We start from the raw sequence: 19,995 nt of genomic DNA, 5'->3' as shown, positions 1-19,995 counted from the left end.
AGCGTCCCCCGTCGAAGTGCACCTCGGAGCCGTTCCGGCGATATGTAGTCGGGACCGCGACTCGGCGTTAACGAGACTTGAGAGGGGAACTTTCCCAAACAGAGTGGAACCGCGCTTACGGCGTCTCTGTGCCTTGGCACAGGGGCGTCTTTGTTTTTGATATGGAAAAGGAGAACAATTATGGGATTTTGGAAAAGTATGAGCGCCGACATCCGGAACGTGCTCGAACTCGATCCGGCTGCCCGCTCAAAAGCAGAAGTCGTATTGACGTATCCAGGCCTCCATGCCTTATGGTCGCATCGGATCGCGCATGGGTTGTGGACTCGCAATATTAAACTATTGGCTAAAATGATTGCCCAGACGAGTCGCTGGGTGACCGGGATTGAGATTCATCCGGGTGCCATCATCGGCGAAGGTGTCTTTATCGACCACGGATTCGGGATCGTCATCGGGGAGACGGCCATCATCGGCAACAACGTCACCATCTATCAAGGCGTGACGCTCGGCGGAACCGGCAAAGAAAAAGGGAAGCGGCATCCGACCATCGGGAACGATGTGCTCATCTCGGCCGGCGCGAAAGTGCTCGGTAATATCACGATAGGCGATTGCGTCAAAATCGGGGCCAGTTCGGTCGTCTTAAAAGATGTCCCGTCAGACTCGACCGTCGTCGGAATCCCTGGACGTGTCGTCATCCGCAACGGGGAGCGGGTCAAACAGCACGACCTCGACCATCGCTTACCGGACCCGGATCGTGAATGCCAAGAGCGGTTAGAGAACGCTGTAGCCGATCTGCAACGTCAGTTAGCATCACTCGAGAAACAGATGGAGGAGAAGTCACATGATTCAGTTTTACAACAGCCTCACGAATAAGAAAGAACCGTTCAACCCGATCGTTCCTGGGAAAGTGTCCATGTACGTATGCGGACCGACCGTCTATAATTATATTCACGTCGGAAACGCCCGTCCGGCCATCGCATTCGACACGGTACGCCGCTATTTGACATACCGAGGCTACGACGTGAAGTACGTCCTCAACTTTACCGATGTGGATGATAAGATCATCCGTACGGCGAATGAGCTCGGTGAGGACGTCGGAACGCTGACGAACCGCTATATCGACGCTTATTTGGCGGATACGGGCGCGTTGAACGTCTTGCCAGCGGACGTGCATCCACGTGTCACCGACACGATGGAGGAAATCATCGACTTTATCCGTAACTTAGAGGATGAAGGCTACGCCTACGCGTCAGAAGGCGATGTCTATTTCCGGACGCGTAAGTTTGAAGAGTATGGCAAGCTCAGCCAACAGTCGATCGAAGACCTTCGGGCCGGGTCACGTGTCGACGTCGGGGAGAAGAAGGAAGACCCGCTCGACTTCGTGCTCTGGAAAGCGGCTAAACCAGATGAGCCGGCTTGGGACAGCCCTTGGGGACAAGGACGCCCCGGCTGGCATATCGAATGCTCGGCGATGGCGAAGAAGCACCTCGGCAAAACGATCGACATTCACGCAGGCGGGCATGACCTCAAATTCCCGCACCACGAGAATGAGATTGCGCAGTCTGAGGCGTGCAACCATACGAAGTTTGCGAACTACTGGCTCCACAACGGCTTCATCAACATCGAGAACGAGAAGATGTCGAAATCACTCGGGAATTTCCTGCTCGTCCACGAGGCGTTAAAAGAAGTCGACGCGATGGTGCTCCGTTTCTTCATGTTATCGGTCCACTACCGTCATCCGATCAACTATAGCCGCGAGCTGATCAATCAGGCCGCGAACGGATGGGACCGGATCAAGGAAGCGTACCATAACGTCGAACACCGTCTGTCGGTCACGGCCGGTCTCGTTGAACCGAGCGAGGCGATGGAGCGAAAACTTGCGACGGTGAAAGCAGCATTTATCGAAGCGATGGATGATGATATCAACACGGCGAACGCCGTGACAGTCTTGTTTGATTTAGCAAAAGAGGCAAACATCTACGCCAAAGCAGACCATGTCTCGAAAGATACGCTCGAGCAAGTGCTCGACTTGTTCAAGGAATTGACGGGCGTGCTCGGGTTGACGATTGAAGTGGAAACAGAACTACTCGACGCCGAAATCGATCAGTTAATTCTCGAGCGGAATACGGCCCGAGCAGAGCGTAACTTTGCCCGTGCCGACGAGATCCGTGACTTGTTGAAACAACAGAACATCCAGCTCGAAGATACGGCGCAAGGCGTACGGTGGAAACGGTCATGACGAATGCGAATCAACTAAACGCGCTCGCCCTCGCTTATATGGGCGACGCAGTGTATGAGATGGCGGTACGAAAACGACTGCTCGGCAAAGGGTTGACGCGACCGAACGACCTCCATCGCGGGGCCGTCCGTTACGTGAACGCAACCGCGCAAGCGAGCGTCGTCACCCACTGGTTAGAGACGGGTATCTTGAGCGAGGACGAGACAGCGATCGTCCGGCGCGGTAAAAATGCGAAATCAGGGTCGATCCCGAAACGCACTGACGTCCACACGTACCGCTACTCGACAGCTTTTGAGGCATTGATCGGCTACACATATCTAATAGAAAGAAGGGATCGTCTTGAAGAACTCATCGAACAGGCACTCACATGGCTCGAAACCGAGCAACCCGAAACGACATGACGGAGGACGAGCGAACGACAAGCGTTCGTTCGACCGTCCAAGAGGCGAACGGGGCGACCGTCCGCACCGTCAAAAGCCGGAACGCCCGGACTATCAAGAAGTTGACGTCCTTGAAGAAGGCATCGATTTCTTATATGGACGTAATCCAGTAATCGAGGCGCTTCGGAGCGGACGGGATATGAATAAAGTCTTTATCATGGAAGGGCAGCACAAAGGGCCGCTCGCCCAAATTATCGGCATGGCCAATGAGGCCTCGGTACAGATCTCGTTCGTCCCGAAGACGAAGCTTGAAAAGATGGCGGGCAGTGAACACCATCAAGGCGTCGTCGCGGCCGTTGCGGCTTACGAGTATAAGACGCTTGACGATATGTTCGCGCTTGCCGAGTCTAAAGGGGAGACACCGCTCTTTATTTTGCTCGATGAGCTAGAGGACCCGCACAACTTGGGATCGATTTTACGGACAGCTGACGCGGTCGGCGCCCATGGAGTCATCATTCCGAAACGGCGCTCGGTCGGCTTGACGCAAACCGTCGCGAAAGCCTCGACGGGAGCAATTGAATATATCCCGGTCGCGCGTGTCACGAACTTGACGCGGACGCTCGAAGAATTGAAAGAAAAAGGGATGTGGATCGTCGGAACTGACGCGAGTGAGAGTCAAGACTATCGTCGGCTCGATGGGAACATGCCACTTGTCGTCGTCATCGGCAGCGAAGGGAAAGGGATGGGCCGTCTCGTGCGCGAGGCGTGTGACTTCCTCGTCCATATGCCGATGGTCGGTCATGTCACGTCGCTCAACGCTTCGGTCGCGGCCGCACTTCTTCTGTATGAGGTGCATCGCTCTCGTAATCCGTTATCATGAGCCTGAAAAAGCGAGAATTACTCCTCGTCGATGGCTATAACATCATTGGGGCGTGGCCGCATCTTCGAAAACTGCGAGACATCGACTTCGATCAAGCTCGAAATGACTTGATTGAAGCGATGGCCGAGTATCAGGCCGCCACAGGCCGCATAGTGACGGTCGTCTTTGATGCCCACATGCGCTATGGGCGCGAATCGATCCAGAAGCGGAGCCGGGTCGAGGTTGTCTATACGAAGGAGAACGAAACGGCGGATGAGTGGATCGAACGGCGGGCCCATGAACTCGTGGACGATCGTTTAGTGACGTTATTCGTCGCCACAAACGATTTTACCGAGCAATGGGTCATCTTCGGTCAAGGTGCCCTCCGTGTCCCTGCGACCGAACTATTAAAGGATTGGAAGCAAGCGAAAGTGGCGATTGAGCAAGAGCGTCAGACGCTCGCGAGCGACCGGTCCAATCGAAAAACAATCGATATCCCGCCTGACGTCATGGCCCGTTTTGAAGAAATGCGGCGCCGTAAGTCGAACGGTGAGGATTCTCACTGACGAGTTCATACAATGGACTCGTTTTTTGTTTTTAATTTGACATTTTTTTGGAAAGAAATGTTGTATACTATTAGTTGTATAAGTTACACCATATCTAATTGACGGAATTTTTTGAAATTTATTTGACGGTCGTTTTGTATGACGCCTATAATAAGAGCACTAACTTACATAGTTCATTATCAATAGCCGGGGGGTATGAAACATGAACGGATGGCCATACGAGCAGTTTGAAACGATGTCAGACGAAGAGCTCGTCTCTCTAGCGCGGAATGAAGGGGATAGTGATGCGCTCGAGTTTTTGATTGAACGTTACCGTTACTTCGTGCGGGCGAAGGCGCGGTCTTACTTTTTGATCGGCGCCGACCACGAGGATATCGTCCAAGAGGGAATGATCGGTCTGTATAAAGGCGTGCGTGACTATCGGGATGAACGCCTCGCGTCGTTTAAGAGTTTTGCCGAGATGTGTATCACCCGTCAGATGATCACGGCGATTAAGACGGCGACGCGTCAGAAGCATATTCCGCTCAACTCATACGTTTCGCTCGACAAGCCGATCTTTGACGATGAGTCTGACCGGACGTTGCTCGACGTGATTTTGCCCCCGCATCCGAACGACCCGCAAGACTTGCTCGTCACACGGGAAGAACAACTGTTCATGGAAGAGAAGATGGATGAGCTCCTCAGTGACTTGGAACGAAAAGTGCTTCGTCTTTATTTAGATGGCCGTTCGTATCAAGAAATCTCTGACGACCTTGACCGTCACGTGAAGTCGATCGATAACGCCTTGCAGCGCGTGAAGAAAAAATTCGAGCGGCATGTTGACGTTAAAATGCTGACGAGTTAACTCGTATTGACCGCACGCCTCCTATGTGATACTTTTAAGGCAGCGCCTTGTCCGTAGACGCCATTTACAGGAGGCGTTTTTTTTTCGCTCTTTTTTAATATGGAGCTGTCGAAAGGGGCGCTTATGGATGGCAAAGAAAGTAAGTCTCGAGTGCGCGGATTGCGGGTCAAGAGTTTACTCGACGACCAAGAAAGATGATGTGCAGACGCGGCTCGAGCTGAACAAGTTCTGCCGTCGTTGCAATGCGCACACAACACATCGAGAATCAAAGTAACGTAGATTGGCATTCAACGTAGGAGGAAGCTACCATGAACTTTTTGCGCGATGTATGGAAAGAGTTAAAGAAGACGAGTTGGCCGACTCGTAAAGAGCTCACAAAATATACCATCACAGTCATCGCGACGGTCGTCGTGATCGGCCTGTTCGTGTTCGGCGTAGATACTGGTGTCAGTTATCTCGTCAACCTATTGATTAACTAAGGAAAGAGGTGAAAGCCGTGGAGAAACAATGGTTTGTTGTCCAGACGTACTCTGGCTTTGAGAACAATGTCAAAGAAAACCTAGAACGTCGAATCGGTTCGATGAACATGGAAGATAAAATTTTCCGCGTCCTCGTTCCGACCGAAACAACGCAAGAAGAAGTCACGTTGAAGAGTGGCGAAAAGAAAATTAAAGAGCGTGAAGTGAAAAACTTCCCTGGATACGTCTTCGTCGAGATGATTATGACAGACGATTCATGGTATGTTGTTCGTAACACGCCAAACGTAACGGGCTTCCTCGGATCAACCGGGGGCGGCGCCAAGCCGATCCCGCTCCAGCCTGACGAAGTGACGAACGTCCTTTCGCAGATGGGTCTGATCGAGAAGAAAGACCGTTATAACTATGAGCTTGGCGATCTCGTTCGTGTCAAAGAAGGCGCGTTCGAGAACTTTGAAGGTACGATTGATGAGATCGAAACTGACAAAGAGAAGCTCAAAGTCGTCGTCGACATGTTCGGCCGCGAAACAAAAATTGAGCTTGATTTCGAACAAGTTCAGAAAATTAACTAAAACCCACTTGCCATTCTCGGAAACGGATGGTACAATCGGAAATGTTTGATGTTGTGCTATATTTCAGTACAAACTCGACCTAATAGATTGAGTGGGAGGGCGCACAACGTCCAAGAAACCACATTTTAGACTTAAGGAGGTGTGTCTCGTGGCGAAAAAAGTTACTAAACTCGTTAAACTTCAAATCCCTGCTGGTAAAGCTAACCCAGCACCACCAGTTGGTCCAGCACTTGGTCAAGCAGGTGTTAACATCATGGGATTCTGTAAAGAGTTCAACGCTCGTACACAAGACCAAGCCGGATTGATTATTCCTGTAGTCATTACGGTATACGAAGATCGTTCGTTTACATTCATTACGAAAACTCCACCAGCTGCAGTTCTTTTGAAAAAAGCTGCTGGTATCGAGAGCGGTTCAGGAGAACCGAACCGTAAGAAAGTAGCAACGGTTAAGCGTGATAAAGTTCGCGAAATCGCTGAACTTAAAATGCCTGACCTTAACGCAGCGTCTGTAGAAACAGCGATGCTTATGGTTGAAGGTACTGCGCGCAGTATGGGTATTGTAATCGAAGACTAATTTATTAGTCTCTGGGATTGTCGGTGCATATTTTGCTCACCTTCAATCCCTTCATTATGTGGGAGGAAATTCCGCTAACCACAAGGAGGAAAAGAATCATGGGTAAAAAACACCAAGAAGCAGCTAAGCTTGTTGATCGCACGAAGTCTTACGACCTCGCAGAAGCGGTTGAACTCGTTCAAAAAACTGCAACAGCTAAGTTCGATGAAACAATCGAAATTGCTGTCCGTCTCGGCGTAGATCCGAAGAAAGCGGACCAACAAATCCGCGGTGCCGTTGTACTTCCACACGGTACTGGTAAAACACAAAAAGTTCTCGTCTTTGCAAAAGGCGAAAAAGTTAAAGAAGCTGAAGCGGCTGGCGCTGACTTCGTCGGCGACGCTGAGTACATCACTAAAATCCAACAAGGATGGTTCGACTTCGATGTTATCGTTGCGACACCTGACATGATGGGTGAAGTTGGTAAACTCGGTCGCGTTCTCGGACCAAAAGGCCTCATGCCTAACCCGAAAACAGGCACAGTCACGTTCGACGTTGCGAAAGCAATCGCGGACATCAAAGCTGGTAAAGTCGAGTACCGTGTTGATAAAGCCGGTAACATCCACGTACCAGTTGGTAAGAAGTCATTTGAAGCAACAAAACTCTCTGAGAACATCGAGACTATCCTCGAGACACTCATGAAAGTTAAGCCTGCTACTGCAAAAGGAACTTACCTCAAAAACATCGCGCTTTCTTCGACAATGGGTCCTGGTATCCGTGTCGCAACTGCCGATTTCATCAAGTAATTCACTTGAAATAAACTGTTGACAACGTGTGATGCCGCTGTTAAAGTAAAACACGTTCAACCGAATATGTTGGATTACCGCAGACAGAAGGTGGACATCGGTCCGTAAACCCTTCCGAGGTGTCTTTGCTCGAACTTGAGCCTGTTGTCACAGGTTTACTTTCAAACAATTACGCCCTCGTATGTCTTCATACGAGGGATTTCTTTTTGGAGAGCAGCCTCTCGTCCGGTATAAGAATTGACTAGGAGGTGCACAAACATGGCAAGCGAAAAAATCGTAGCTCAGAAATCGGTACTCGTTGATGAAATCGCTGAGAAAATGCAAGCAAGCGTTGGAACGATCGTTGTTGACTACCGTGGACTTACAGTTGAAGAAGTGACTACACTCCGTAAAACACTTCGTGACGCTGGAATCGAGTTCAAAGTATACAAAAACGGTCTCCTTCGTCGCGCGGCGACTCAGTCTGGTTATGACGGTCTCGATGAAGTCTTCACAGGTCCTACTGCAATCGCGTTCTCGAAAGAAGACGTTATTGCTCCAGCGAAGATCTTGAACGACTTCTCAAAAGAGCACAAAGCGCTCGAACTTAAAGGCGGAATCATCGAAGGCAAAGTAACTTCACTCGAAGAAGTTAAAGCCCTTGCAGAACTTCCATCACGCGATGGTCTTCTCTCGATGCTTCTCAGCGTCCTTCAAGCTCCGATCCGCGGGCTCGCAATCGCAACAAACGCAATCGCAGAACAAAAAGAAGAGCAGTCTGCTTAATCTTTGTCGCGTAGCGTAAAAAACTTTTTACAACATCAAAGGAGGAAAACCATAATGGCTTTCAACAAAGAGCAATTCATCGAAGACCTCAAATCAATGACGGTTCTCGAACTTAACGAACTCGTAAAAACAATCGAAGAAGAATTCGGCGTATCAGCAGCAGCTCCAGTAGCAGCAGCAGGTGCAGGCGCAGCAGTAGCTGAAGAGCAAACTGAATTCGACGTAATCCTCACAAGCGCAGGTTCTGGTAAAATCAACGTAATCAAAGCAGTACGTGAACTTACTGGCCTCGGTCTTAAAGAAGCAAAAGCACTCGTTGACGGAACTCCGGCTCCAGTCAAAGAAGGCGTTTCTAAAGAAGATGCAGACGCAGTTAAAGCTAAGCTTGAAGAAGCTGGCGCATCTGTCGAAGTTAAGTAATCTAACTTTTACTTCACAACGTATAGAAGCTCGCTATGGCGAGCTTCTTTTATTTCCTTGAAGAGTGGGTTAGGAGGTTCAATGCATGGGAGATCATTACTATACGAACGATCCGAGTTCGAAAAGTGCCCCTGAGACGTGGACGTATGAGTTGCGAGGGAAGATGTATCGCTTCACCTCGGACCGCGGCGTGTTCTCGAAAGGATCGGTCGATTTTGGGTCACGTCTCTTAATCGAGTCATTTGAAGTGCCGGAAGTTGAAGGTCGCATTTTAGATGTAGGCTGCGGCTACGGTCCGATGGGGATCTCGCTTGCCGACGCCTCTGGGCGTGAAGCGCTTCTCGTCGACGTGAACGAACGAGCGCTTGCCTTGTCAGAGCAAAACGCCGCCCAAAACGGGGTGACGATCGAAACACGGCTTAGCCACGCATATGATGGAGTCGGAGGCGAGCAATTTGCCGCTATCGTGACCAATCCGCCGATTCGGGCCGGGAAGCAAGTGGTTCACACGATTTTAAGAGATGCGCACGCGCATCTCGTCATGGGCGGGGCACTCTACGTCGTCATTCAAAAGAAACAAGGAGCACCTTCTGCTAAGAAGTTGCTTGAAGATGTGTTCGGTCAGGTCGAGACGGTTGCCAAAGACAAAGGCTATTTTATTTTCCGGGCAATTCGCTCTTGACAAACGGTTGAGTCTTGTTGACTCGCTATAACGTATATGCTAACATTATAAAATGCCATTGGAATGGAATTCGCCTTGAATTGCCGCGTTTGCCGCTTTTTAGACGCGGAAAAAGGGCGACATTCAATGACAATGTTCGATTATTACGCCCGAAAAATTCGATAGAGAATTGGGGGTCTGAGAGGTGAATCAGTTGACTGGTCAACTTGTTCAGTACGGTCGTCACCGTCAGAGAAGAAGCTTTGCCCGTATCAGTGAGGTATTAGAGCTTCCGAATTTGATTGAAATTCAAACTGCTTCTTATGAGTGGTTCTTACGTGAAGGATTGAAAGAGATGTTTACAGACATTTCGCCAATCTCCGACTTCACTGGAAACCTCGTGCTTGAGTTCATCGATTACTCGCTTAGCGAGCCGAAATATTCGATTGATGACTCGAAGGAGCGCGACGTCACTTATTCTGCGCCATTGCGCGTGAAAGTACGTCTGCAAAACAAAGAGACAGGTGAGCTTAAAGAACAAGAAGTATTCATGGGTGATTTCCCGATTATGACAGAGTCGGGAACGTTTATTATTAACGGCGCAGAACGCGTCATCGTTTCCCAGCTTGTTCGTTCGCCGAGCGTCTATTACAATTCTAAACTCGATAAAAACGGTAAACGTGGTTTCGGTGCAACAGTCATCCCGAACCGTGGAGCATGGCTCGAACTTGAGACAGATGCTAAGGATATCGTTTATGTTCGTATCGACCGTACCCGTAAGATCCCGGTAACGGTGTTGTTGCGTGCTCTCGGATTTGGTACGGACCAAGAAATTATCGACCTTCTCGGGGATGATGAATATCTTCGGAACACCCTTGAAAAAGATAATACCGAGTCGACAGAGAAAGCGTTGATCGAGATTTACGAGCGTCTCCGCCCTGGTGAACCACCAACGGTTGAAAACGCGAAATCACTTCTCGTCTCACGTTTCTTTGACCCGAAACGCTACGACCTCGCAAACGTTGGTCGTTATAAGATGAACAAAAAACTTCATCTTAAAAACCGTCTCTTCGGTCAGAAATTGGCCGAGACGCTCGTTGACCCAGAGACAGGCGAAGTGATCGCCGAAGCTGGAACAATCCTCGACCGTCGCAACTTAGACCGCGTCCTTCCGCATTTGGAAAACGGTCTCGGTTACATGGACGCTGAGCCAACTGGCGGCGTTGCTGAAGGTGAGCCGTTTGGTCTCCAATCGATTAAAGTCATCTCACCGGATGACCCGGATGGAGAGCGTGTCTTGAACATTATCGGTAATGGCAACATCGACCGTAGCATCAAGCACGTCACACCAGCGGATATCATTGCATCGATCAACTACTTCTTCAACTTACTTCACGAAGTCGGAACAACAGATGACATCGACCACTTAGGAAACCGTCGTCTTCGTTCAGTCGGAGAACTTCTCCAAAACCAATTCCGTATCGGTCTTTCTCGTATGGAACGTGTCGTAAAAGAACGGATGTCGATTCAAGATCAAAATGCGATCACACCACAGGCGCTGATTAACATCCGCCCGGTAATCGCATCGCTGAAAGAGTTCTTCGGTAGCTCGCAGTTGTCACAGTTCATGGACCAAACAAACCCGCTCGCAGAGCTCACGCACAAGCGTCGTCTCTCTGCACTCGGACCGGGTGGTTTGACACGTGAGCGTGCCGGCTTCGAAGTTCGAGATGTTCACTATTCGCACTACGGTCGGATGTGTCCAATCGAAACACCTGAAGGACCGAACATCGGTCTCATCAACTCGCTTTCATCTTTTGCGAAAGTAAACGAGTACGGTTTCATTGAGACACCGTACCGCCGAGTCGACCCAGAAACAGGTCTCGTCACGAGCGAGATTCAATATATGACGGCGGATGAAGAAGATCTCTACGTCGTCGCCCAGGCGAACATGCCGCTCACTGAAGACAGTTACTTTGCAAACGAGCAAGTCCTTTGCCGCTTCCGCGGACAAAACTTGTCAGTTGAGCCAAGTCGAGTCGACTACATGGACGTTTCGCCGAAACAGGTTGTTTCTGCGGCAACAGCATGTATCCCGTTCCTTGAGAACGATGACTCGAACCGTGCCCTCATGGGAGCGAACATGCAACGTCAAGCTGTACCACTCCTTCAACCGGACTCGCCGATTATCGGTACTGGTATGGAGTACGTGTCAGCGAAAGACTCTGGGGCCGCGATTATCGCGAAATACCCAGGTGTCGTCGAGCGTGTCACAGCGCGTGAAATCTTGGTCCGCCGCACGTCTGACGTGAATGGAACAACGGTTTCAGGTGACCTTGACCGCTACAAACTTCAAAAGTACGTTCGTTCGAACCAAGGAACGTGCTATAACCAAAAGCCGATCATCGCTGCTGGTGACCAAGTCGAAAAAGGAGAAATCCTTGCTGACGGTCCATCGATGGATATGGGTGAGCTCGCGCTCGGTCGTAACGTCGTTGTCGCCTTCATGACTTGGGACGGTTACAACTATGAGGATGCGATCATCATGAGTGAGCGCCTCGTGAAAGATGACGTCTACACTTCGATTCACATCGAGGAGTATGAGTCAGAGTCACGAGACACGAAACTCGGACCTGAGGAAATCACACGTGATATTCCGAACGTCGGTGATGACGCGCTTCGCAACTTGGACGATCGTGGGATCATCCGCATTGGTGCGGAAGTGAAAGATGGCGATATCCTCGTCGGGAAAGTCACGCCTAAAGGTGTAACTGAACTGACGGCGGAAGAGCGTCTCTTGCATGCGATCTTCGGTGAGAAAGCCCGTGAAGTCCGTGATACGTCACTCCGTGTACCAAACGGCGGCGACGGCATCATCTTGGACGTCAAGGTGTTCGACCGTGAGAACGGCGACGAACTTTCACCGGGTGTGAACCAAATGGTTCGTGTCTACATCGTTCAAAAACGTAAGATTCACGAAGGGGATAAGATGGCGGGACGTCACGGTAACAAAGGTGTTATCTCGCGAATCCTCCCTGAAGAAGACATGCCATATATGCCAGACGGCACACCGATTGACATCATGCTTAACCCACTCGGTGTACCATCGCGGATGAACATCGGTCAGGTACTTGAACTCCACCTTGGAATGGCGGCTAAAAAGCTCGGCATCAAAGTGGCGACACCTGTATTCGATGGCGCACGTGAAGAAGACGTATGGGCAACGATTGAAGAAGCTGGAATGGACAAAGATGCCAAGACTCGTCTCTATGACGGTCGTACTGGTGAACCGTTCGATAACCGCGTCTCGGTCGGTGTCATGTATATGATCAAACTTGCGCACATGGTTGATGATAAACTTCACGCTCGTTCGACAGGACCATACTCGCTCGTTACGCAACAACCGCTCGGTGGTAAAGCACAGTTCGGTGGACAGCGCTTCGGTGAGATGGAAGTTTGGGCACTTGAAGCGTACGGCGCAGCCTACACGCTCCAAGAAATCCTTACAATCAAGTCGGATGACACGGTTGGTCGTGTGAAAGCATACGAAGCAATCGTGAAAGGCGAGAGCGTTCCGAAAGCGGGCGTTCCTGAATCGTTCCGCGTCTTGATCAAAGAGCTTCAAGCGCTCGGTATGGAAGTCAAGATGATGTCTGTGGACGACGAAGAAGTTGAAATGAAAGATGAAGATGACGACAACATCCCGAACGCAACATCGGCGTTAGAACAAGTCGTTCAACCGACTGTTACGGAAGAGGAATAAGGCGAAAAGGGAGGTCGGCCCCTTGGTAGATGTTAATCGATTTGAATATATGAAAATCGGCTTGGCTTCACCCGAAAAGATCCGTTCGTGGTCTTACGGGGAAGTCAAAAAGCCGGAAACAATCAACTATCGTACACTCAAACCAGAGAAGGACGGACTGTTCTGTGAACGAATCTTCGGTCCTACGAAAGACTGGGAATGTTACTGCGGGAAATACAAACGAATCCGATATAAAGGAGTCATTTGTGACCGCTGTGGCGTTGAAGTGACGAAAGCGAAAGTGCGTCGCGAACGTATGGGCCACATCGAGCTCGCGGCTCCGGTTTCGCACATCTGGTACTTCAAAGGGATTCCAAGTCGAATGGGGCTTGTTCTCGATATGTCACCGCGTGCGCTCGAAGAAGTAATCTACTTCGCGTCGTACGTCGTGACAGAACCAGGTGACACTCCGCTCGAGAAGAAACAACTTCTCTCGGAAAAAGAATTCCGTCTCTACCGTGAGAAGTACGGTAGTGACTTTAAAGCAGACATGGGTGCGGAAGCGATCCGGACACTCCTTCAAGACGTACAACTCGAGAAGGAAGTCGGAGAACTCCGCGAAGAATTGAAGACAGTTCAAGGCCAACGTCGTACACGTGCGATCAAACGTCTTGAAGTGCTCGATGCGTTCTTCACGTCGGGGAATGATCCAGATTGGATGATCCTCGAAGTACTTCCTGTCATTCCACCTGAGCTTCGCCCGATGGTGCAGCTCGACGGTGGGCGCTTTGCGACTTCTGACTTGAACGATTTATATCGTCGAGTCATCAACCGTAACAACCGTCTCAAACGTTTGCTCGATCTCGGCGCGCCGAACATCATCGTGCAAAACGAGAAGCGTATGCTTCAAGAAGCGGTTGACGCCCTCATCGACAACGGTCGTCGTGGTCGTCCGGTAACAGGTCCAGGTAACCGTCCACTTAAGTCGCTTTCACATATGTTGAAAGGGAAACAAGGTCGTTTCCGTCAAAACCTTCTTGGTAAACGGGTCGACTACTCAGGACGTTCGGTTATCGTCGTTGGACCGAACTTGAAGATGTTCCAATGTGGTCTCCCGAAAGAGATGGCCCTTGAACTCTTCAAACCGTTCGTGATGAAAGAACTTGTCGGTCGCGGAATCGCGTCGAACATCAAGAACGCCAAACGCAAAATTGAGAAGATGCAACCAGAAATCTGGGGCGTCCTCGAAGAAGTCATTCGTGAGCATCCGGTTCTCTTGAACCGTGCCCCTACACTTCACCGTCTAGGGATTCAAGCTTTCGAACCGATTCTCGTCGAGGGCCGTGCGATTCGTCTACACCCACTCGTATGTACGGCTTACAACGCCGACTTTGATGGTGACCAAATGGCGGTCCACGTACCACTTTCAGCCGAAGCGCAAGCAGAAGCTCGTCTCCTCATGCTCGCTGCACAGAACATCTTGAACCCGAAAGATGGTAAACCAGTTGTTACACCATCGCAGGATATGGTCCTCGGTAACTACTACATCTCGCTTGAACGCGACGATGCCATCGGACAAGGGAAAATTTTGTCGAACGTCAACGAAGCGCTCATCGCGTATCAAAATGGATACGTCCACTTGCATACACGTGTCGCCCTTCCAGCACGTACGCTCAACAACCCGACGTTCACAGCGGAGCAAAATGAGAAAATGTTAATCACGACAGTCGGTAAGATGATCTTTAACGAGATCTTGCCGAACACGTTCCCATACTTGAACGAACCGACGATGGAAAACTTGCAGGAAGCAACGCCTGATAAGTACTTCATCGAAAAAGGTGCCAACGTCGCGGAAGAAATTGCCGCACGTCCACTCATCGAACCGTTCAAAAAAGGATTCCTTGGTAAAGTCATCGCGGAAGTGTTCCAGAAGTTTGAAACGACTGAAACGAGCCGCATGCTTGACCGGATGAAAGATCTCGGCTTCAAACACTCGACTAAAGCGGGTGTGACGGTCGGAATCGCCGATATCATCGTTCTTCCGGACAAACAAGAAATCCTTGATGAAGCGCAAACTCAAGTCGACCAAATCATGAAGTCGTTCCGTCGTGGTCTCATCACTGAAGATGAGCGTTACGAGCGCGTTGTACGCTCTTGGAACGAAGCGAAGGACGAGATTCAATCGCGATTGATGAAATCCCTCAACCGCTTGAACCCGATCTTCATGATGTCTGACTCAGGTGCCCGTGGTAACGCGTCCAACTTCACGCAGCTCGCAGGGATGCGTGGTTTGATGGCCGCTCCATCTGGCCGCATCATCGAACTTCCAATCAAATCGTCGTTCCGTGAGGGACTGACGGTTCAAGAATACTTCATCTCGACGCACGGTGCGCGTAAAGGTCTTGCCGATACAGCCCTTAAAACGGCTGACTCAGGTTACTTGACGCGTCGTCTCGTCGACGTTGCCCAAGATGTCATCATCCGTGAAGAAGATTGTGGAACGGACCGCGGAATCCGCGTTGCCGCTCTCCGCGAAGGCACGGAAGAAATCGAAAACTTGTATGACCGCCTCGTCGGCCGTACAGCGTTCGAGACAGTGGCACATCCGGAAACGGGTGAAGTCATGATTGAGAAGAACCAATTGATCACAGAAGATATCGCCCGCGACATCGTCGACGCTGGTATCGAACGAGTTGAAATCCGTACAGCCTTCACATGTAACACGTCACACGGCGTATGTAAGAAGTGCTACGGCCGCAACTTGGCGACCGGCTCGAACGTTGAAGTTGGCGAAGCAGTCGGAATCATCGCCGCGCAATCAATCGGTGAGCCAGGAACGCAGCTTACAATGCGTACCTTCCACACAGGTGGGGTAGCCGGAGATGATATCACGCAAGGTCTTCCACGTATCCAAGAGGTATTCGAGGCTCGTAACCCGAAAGGGCAAGCGGTCATCTCGGAAATTCCTGGTACGGTCATCGACTTTACCGAGTCGCGTGACAAGCGGGAACTCACGGTCGAAGGACTCAGTGAGACTCGTACGTACACGATTCCGTTCGGAGCGCGTTTACGCGTTCAGATCGGCGACACGGTAGATGCCGGGGAAGTCTTCACGGAAGGTTCGATCGATCCGAAAGAATTGCTCACCGTCCGTGGTGTGTCTGGTGTCCAAAACTATCTTCTTCAAGAAGTTCAAAAAGTATACCGGATGCAAGGGGTAGAAATCGGCGACAAACACGTCGAAGTCATGGTTCGCCAAATGCTTCGTCGCGTCAAAGTCATCGAGTCAGGTGACACGCCACTTCTCCCTGGTTCACTCGTCGATATCGGCGTCTTCAAAGAAGCGTGTAAAGACGTACTTCGCGTAGGTAAGAGCCCAGCAACGGCGAAACCGGTCCTTCTCGGAATCACGAAAGCGTCGCTTGAGACAGATTCGTTCCTCTCGGCCGCTTCGTTCCAAGAAACGACTCGCGTGTTGACAGACGCTGCCATCAAAGGCAAACGCGACTATCTTCTCGGACTCAAAGAGAACGTCATCATCGGTAAACTCGTGCCAGCTGGTACAGGGATGCCGGTATACCGTGACGTTAAACTTAAAGAAGATGCGTCGAAAGCCGTCCTCGAAGACGCGAACGTCGAGTAAAAACGTCTTGACAGCACTCTTTGGCGGTGCTACTATGATTTAGTGCCGCCAATCGGTTGTTGTCGATGACAATGGTGTCCAGCAGTCGGCAAGCTACTTGGACGTTAACCGATCTTTCTACGGAAAGGTTTGGCTGCTATTATTGCCACTTTCAAGGTATAACTCACGTTTTTGCGAGGTCATGGAATGCCTACGCCTCGTAAAAGCGTTTCGTTATGACCTTAAATGAACCACCCGGGTCGGTGGGTCTAGAAAATAGCATAATTCAGGAAGGGAGGATCTTCAAAGATGCCTACTATCAACCAGTTAGTCCGTAAAGGACGCAAATCGAAAGTCGTTAAATCTGACTCTCCAGCACTTAACAAAGGTTACAACAGTTTCATCAAGTCACAAACAAACGTGAGCTCACCACAAAAACGTGGTGTTTGTACACGTGTTGGTACAATGACTCCGAAGAAACCGAACTCGGCTTTACGTAAGTATGCCCGTGTTCGTTTGACTAACCAAATCGAAGTGACTGCGTACATTCCAGGTATTGGCCACAACCTTCAAGAGCACAGCGTTGTTCTTATCCGCGGAGGACGTGTAAAAGACTTACCAGGAGTACGTTACCACATCGTTCGTGGTGCACTTGACACTGCAGGTGTGGACGGACGTATGCAAGGCCGTTCTAAATACGGTACGAAACGTCCGAAAGCTGCGAAGAAGTAATTCTCGCAAACTAAACTACTGAAATTTTGAAAGGAGGGTACTCGGATGCGTAAAAACCGTGCAGAACGTCGTGACGTTATCGCAGATCCGATCTACAACTCGAAATTGGTAACTCGCCTCATTAACCGTGTCATGTTAGACGGTAAAAAAGGTACAGCTCAAACTATCATTTACAACGCATTTGGTCTCATCGCTGAACGCTCAGGCAAAGAGCCTATGGAAGTGTTCGAAGAAGCAATGACAAACATCATGCCTGTACTTGAAGTTAAAGCTCGCCGTGTAGGTGGAGCAAACTACCAAGTTCCTGTTGAAGTTCGTCCAGAACGCCGTACGACACTTGGTCTTCGTTACCTCGTGAACTACGCTCGTCTCCGCAACGAGAAGACGATGGAGCAACGTATCGCGAATGAAATCATGGATGCAGCCAATAACACTGGTGCTTCTGTTAAGAGACGCGAAGACATGCATAAGATGGCAGAAGCGAACAAAGCGTTTGCTCACTATCGTTGGTAAGTTAAACGTAAAGACCACTCCACGTCACCAAGCGGTGGCTTAATGGAGTGGCTTTCGGGTATAATCATATCGTGTGCCAGCACACGAAAAACACATGCGGAAGGAGAATACCCAGTATGGCAAGAGAATTCTCCCTAAAGAATACTCGTAACATCGGGATCATGGCTCACATCGATGCCGGTAAAACGACTACAACTGAACGTATTCTTTATTACACAGGTCGTATCCACAAGATTGGTGAAACTCATGAAGGAGCTTCACAAATGGACTGGATGGAGCAGGAGCAAGAGCGTGGAATCACGATCACTTCTGCAGCGACGACTGCACAGTGGAATGGCCACCGTGTAAACATCATCGATACACCTGGACACGTAGACTTCACAGTTGAAGTTGAACGTTCACTCCGTGTACTTGATGGCGCAGTTGCTGTACTTGACGCTCAGTCAGGTGTTGAACCACAAACAGAAACTGTATGGCGTCAAGCGACAACATACGGTGTTCCACGTGTCGTATTCGTCAACAAGATGGATAAGATTGGTGCGGACTTCATGTACTCGGTGAAAACACTTCACGAACGTTTACACGCTAACGCACACCCAATCCAACTTCCAATCGGCGCAGAAGATGAATTCAAAGGAATCATCGACCTCGTCGAAAGAAAGACATACATGTACTCGAACGACCTCGGTACTGACATCGAAGTAACAGAAGGCTTCCCAGCTGATATGGCTGACCAAGCTGAAGAACTTCGTGGTCGCTTGATCGAAGGCGTTGCGGATTACAACGAAGATTTGATGATGAAATACCTCGAAGGCGAAGAAATCTCAATCGAAGAACTCAAAGCTGGTATTCGTCAAGCAACACTTAGCGTTGAATTCTACCCTGTACTTGTAGGTTCGGCCTTTAAAAACAAAGGTGTTCAATTGATGTTGGACGCTGTTGTTGATTACCTCCCATCACCAGTTGATGTCGAGTCAATCAAAGGAATCAACCTCGATACAGAAGAAGAAATCACGCGTGAACCTTCTGACGAAGCGCCGTTCTCGGCACTTGCGTTCAAAGTCATGACTGACCCTTACGTCGGTAAATTGACATTCTTCCGTGTGTACTCTGGTACAGCACAAGCTGGTTCGTATGTGAAGAACTCGACTAAAGGGAAGCGCGAGCGTCTCGGTCGTATCCTTCAAATGCATGCAAACAGCCGTGAAGAAATTCCAATGGTATTTTCTGGTGACATCGCCGCTGCTGTTGGTCTTAAAGATACAACGACTGGTGACACACTTTGCTCAGAGAAAGACAACGTCGTTCTCGAGTCAATGACATTCCCAGAACCGGTTATCTCGGTCGCAATCGAGCCTAAATCGAAAGCAGACCAAGACAAGATGGGTCAAGCCCTCGCGAAACTCGCAGAAGAGGATCCAACTTTCCGCACTGAAACAAACCAAGAGACTGGTCAAACGATCATCTCTGGTATGGGTGAGCTTCACCTTGATATCCTCGTTGACCGTATGCGTCGCGAATTCAAAGTCGAAGCAAACGTCGGTGCACCACAAGTTGCTTACCGTGAGACAATCCGTAGCGCTGCGAAGATCGATTCGAAATTCGTACGTCAATCGGGTGGACGCGGTCAGTACGGTCACGTTGTCGTTGAATTCGAACCTAACGTAGAAGGTGCTGGATTCGAATTTGAGAACAAGATCGTCGGTGGTGTTGTTCCACGTGAATACGTACCAGCTGTTCAAAACGGTATTCAAGAAGCTCTCGAAAACGGTATCCTCGCTGGTTACCCAGTAGTTGACGTTAAAGCTGCCCTCGTCTTCGGATCGTACCACGATGTCGACTCGAACGAGATGGCGTTTAAAGTTGCTGCTTCGATGGCGGTAAAACAACTTAAGGAACAAGCGAAAGCTGTCATCCTTGAGCCAATGATGCGTGTTGAAGTTGTCATCCCAGAAGAATACTTGGGAGACATCATGGGTGACGTCACGTCACGCCGTGGACGCGTAGAAGGTATGGAAGCTCGCGGTAACGCACAAGTCGTTAAAGCGATGATTCCACTTTCGGAAATGTTCGGATATGCAACGTCACTCCGTTCACGTACGCAAGGACGTGGAACGTACTCGATGCACTTCGACCACTACGAAGAAGTACCGAAGTCAATTGCAGAAGAAATCATCAAAAAAGCGAACGGCTAATAACGGTTGTAACGCTGAAATGATTGTTGTAAGCTAAGGAGGACGTATGTTAA

At 49.9% G+C, this 19,995-nt stretch carries 19 protein-coding genes and 2 other annotated features (1 of these 21 cut by a window edge); all 19 genes read left to right on the top strand.

What is annotated here, in order from left to right; translation table 11 throughout:
* Positions 1–131 (top strand) — a binding site (T-box leader) (it extends 73 nt beyond the left edge of the window).
* Between the two features lie 49 nt (positions 132–180).
* The 19 genes from cysE (at position 181) to fusA (ending at position 19,942) form a co-directional block, all read left to right on the top strand.
* Complete coding sequence (gene cysE, locus EVJ29_RS14400; RefSeq protein ID WP_131505311.1) at positions 181–870, top strand: serine O-acetyltransferase; 690 nt, start codon at positions 181–183, stop codon at positions 868–870.
* Positions 839–2,236, top strand: coding sequence for a cysteine--tRNA ligase (gene cysS, locus EVJ29_RS14395; protein WP_071398667.1), 1,398 nt, complete (start codon positions 839–841; stop codon positions 2,234–2,236). Before cysE ends, cysS begins: the two co-directional genes overlap by 32 nt.
* On the top strand, positions 2,233–2,637 hold the full coding sequence (locus EVJ29_RS14390) for a Mini-ribonuclease 3 (RefSeq protein ID WP_035386102.1): 405 nt from the start codon (positions 2,233–2,235) through the stop codon (positions 2,635–2,637). The genes cysS and EVJ29_RS14390 overlap by 4 nt, the downstream gene beginning before the upstream one ends.
* Before the next feature lie 121 nt (positions 2,638–2,758).
* On the top strand, positions 2,759–3,496 hold the full coding sequence (rlmB, locus tag EVJ29_RS14385; protein ID WP_035386115.1) for a 23S rRNA (guanosine(2251)-2'-O)-methyltransferase RlmB: 738 nt from the start codon (positions 2,759–2,761) through the stop codon (positions 3,494–3,496).
* Complete coding sequence (locus tag EVJ29_RS14380) at positions 3,493–4,041, top strand: YacP-like NYN domain-containing protein (protein ID WP_131441632.1); 549 nt, start codon at positions 3,493–3,495, stop codon at positions 4,039–4,041. The genes rlmB and EVJ29_RS14380 overlap by 4 nt, the downstream gene beginning before the upstream one ends.
* 202 nt (positions 4,042–4,243) lie before the next feature.
* Positions 4,244–4,885: an RNA polymerase sporulation sigma factor SigH gene (gene sigH, locus EVJ29_RS14375; RefSeq protein WP_070329253.1), complete on the top strand. Its 642-nt coding sequence runs from the start codon at positions 4,244–4,246 to the stop codon at positions 4,883–4,885.
* Between the two features lie 127 nt (positions 4,886–5,012).
* A complete protein-coding gene (gene rpmG, locus EVJ29_RS14370; protein ID WP_083274150.1) occupies positions 5,013–5,159 on the top strand; it encodes a 50S ribosomal protein L33 in 147 nt (48 codons plus the stop codon).
* Between the two features lie 34 nt (positions 5,160–5,193).
* On the top strand, positions 5,194–5,364 hold the full coding sequence (secE, locus tag EVJ29_RS14365; protein ID WP_012727692.1) for a preprotein translocase subunit SecE: 171 nt from the start codon (positions 5,194–5,196) through the stop codon (positions 5,362–5,364).
* 17 nt (positions 5,365–5,381) lie between these two features.
* Positions 5,382–5,933 carry a transcription termination/antitermination protein NusG gene (gene nusG, locus EVJ29_RS14360; RefSeq protein WP_016508920.1) on the top strand — a complete coding sequence of 184 codons (552 nt, stop codon included), beginning with the start codon at positions 5,382–5,384 and terminating at the stop codon, positions 5,931–5,933.
* Positions 5,934–6,081: 148 nt separating this feature from the next.
* The gene (rplK, locus tag EVJ29_RS14355; protein ID WP_070329252.1) at positions 6,082–6,507 is read left to right on the top strand and encodes a 50S ribosomal protein L11; all 426 of its coding nucleotides are present in this window, start codon (positions 6,082–6,084) and stop codon (positions 6,505–6,507) included.
* 98 nt (positions 6,508–6,605) lie between these two features.
* Positions 6,606–7,292, top strand: coding sequence for a 50S ribosomal protein L1 (rplA, locus tag EVJ29_RS14350; protein WP_083274148.1), 687 nt, complete (start codon positions 6,606–6,608; stop codon positions 7,290–7,292).
* 59 nt (positions 7,293–7,351) lie between these two features.
* Positions 7,352–7,505, top strand: a sequence feature (ribosomal protein L10 leader region).
* Positions 7,506–7,550: 45 nt separating this feature from the next.
* Positions 7,551–8,057, top strand: coding sequence for a 50S ribosomal protein L10 (gene rplJ, locus EVJ29_RS14345; protein WP_070329251.1), 507 nt, complete (start codon positions 7,551–7,553; stop codon positions 8,055–8,057).
* Between the two features lie 54 nt (positions 8,058–8,111).
* Positions 8,112–8,477 carry a 50S ribosomal protein L7/L12 gene (gene rplL / locus EVJ29_RS14340; RefSeq protein WP_070329250.1) on the top strand — a complete coding sequence of 122 codons (366 nt, stop codon included), beginning with the start codon at positions 8,112–8,114 and terminating at the stop codon, positions 8,475–8,477.
* An 85-nt stretch (positions 8,478–8,562) separates the two neighbouring features.
* On the top strand, positions 8,563–9,159 hold the full coding sequence (locus tag EVJ29_RS14335; protein WP_131466494.1) for a class I SAM-dependent methyltransferase: 597 nt from the start codon (positions 8,563–8,565) through the stop codon (positions 9,157–9,159).
* Positions 9,160–9,352: 193 nt separating this feature from the next.
* Positions 9,353–12,901, top strand: a complete 3,549-nt coding sequence (rpoB, locus tag EVJ29_RS14330; RefSeq protein ID WP_070329266.1) for a DNA-directed RNA polymerase subunit beta — start codon at positions 9,353–9,355, stop codon at positions 12,899–12,901.
* A 22-nt stretch (positions 12,902–12,923) separates the two neighbouring features.
* Complete coding sequence (rpoC, locus tag EVJ29_RS14325) at positions 12,924–16,523, top strand: DNA-directed RNA polymerase subunit beta' (RefSeq protein WP_070329248.1); 3,600 nt, start codon at positions 12,924–12,926, stop codon at positions 16,521–16,523.
* Between the two features lie 288 nt (positions 16,524–16,811).
* Positions 16,812–17,234, top strand: a complete 423-nt coding sequence (gene rpsL, locus EVJ29_RS14320; protein WP_012727683.1) for a 30S ribosomal protein S12 — start codon at positions 16,812–16,814, stop codon at positions 17,232–17,234.
* A gap of 45 nt (positions 17,235–17,279) precedes the next feature.
* Positions 17,280–17,747: a 30S ribosomal protein S7 gene (rpsG, locus tag EVJ29_RS14315; RefSeq protein WP_016508928.1), complete on the top strand. Its 468-nt coding sequence runs from the start codon at positions 17,280–17,282 to the stop codon at positions 17,745–17,747.
* Positions 17,748–17,863: 116 nt separating this feature from the next.
* Entirely contained in the window at positions 17,864–19,942 is a 2,079-nt protein-coding gene (gene fusA, locus EVJ29_RS14310) for an elongation factor G (RefSeq protein WP_070329247.1), read from the top strand.
* Positions 19,943–19,995: the final 53 nt, after the last annotated feature.

The organism is Exiguobacterium sp. SH4S7, assembly GCF_004336795.1.
In the GTDB taxonomy this organism is placed as follows: Bacteria; Bacillota; Bacilli; order Exiguobacteriales; family Exiguobacteriaceae; genus Exiguobacterium; species Exiguobacterium aurantiacum_A.
This window is presented reverse-complemented; position numbering and strand designations above follow the sequence as displayed.

Bases quoted from the DNA above. Each gene is read 5' to 3' on its own strand.
- cysE (WP_131505311.1), top strand. From the start codon at position 181: ATGGGATTTTGGAAAAGTATGAGCGCCGACATCCGGAACGTGCTCGAA.
- cysS (WP_071398667.1), top strand. From the start codon at position 839: ATGATTCAGTTTTACAACAGCCTCACGAATAAGAAAGAACCGTTCAAC.
- EVJ29_RS14390 (WP_035386102.1), top strand. From the start codon at position 2,233: ATGACGAATGCGAATCAACTAAACGCGCTCGCCCTCGCTTATATGGGC.
- EVJ29_RS14380 (WP_131441632.1), top strand. From the start codon at position 3,493: ATGAGCCTGAAAAAGCGAGAATTACTCCTCGTCGATGGCTATAACATC.
- sigH (WP_070329253.1), top strand. From the start codon at position 4,244: ATGAACGGATGGCCATACGAGCAGTTTGAAACGATGTCAGACGAAGAG.
- rpmG (WP_083274150.1), top strand. From the start codon at position 5,013: ATGGCAAAGAAAGTAAGTCTCGAGTGCGCGGATTGCGGGTCAAGAGTT.
- secE (WP_012727692.1), top strand. From the start codon at position 5,194: ATGAACTTTTTGCGCGATGTATGGAAAGAGTTAAAGAAGACGAGTTGG.
- rplA (WP_083274148.1), top strand. From the start codon at position 6,606: ATGGGTAAAAAACACCAAGAAGCAGCTAAGCTTGTTGATCGCACGAAG.
- rplJ (WP_070329251.1), top strand. From the start codon at position 7,551: ATGGCAAGCGAAAAAATCGTAGCTCAGAAATCGGTACTCGTTGATGAA.
- rplL (WP_070329250.1), top strand. From the start codon at position 8,112: ATGGCTTTCAACAAAGAGCAATTCATCGAAGACCTCAAATCAATGACG.
- EVJ29_RS14335 (WP_131466494.1), top strand. From the start codon at position 8,563: ATGGGAGATCATTACTATACGAACGATCCGAGTTCGAAAAGTGCCCCT.
- rpsL (WP_012727683.1), top strand. From the start codon at position 16,812: ATGCCTACTATCAACCAGTTAGTCCGTAAAGGACGCAAATCGAAAGTC.
- rpsG (WP_016508928.1), top strand. From the start codon at position 17,280: ATGCGTAAAAACCGTGCAGAACGTCGTGACGTTATCGCAGATCCGATC.
- fusA (WP_070329247.1), top strand. From the start codon at position 17,864: ATGGCAAGAGAATTCTCCCTAAAGAATACTCGTAACATCGGGATCATG.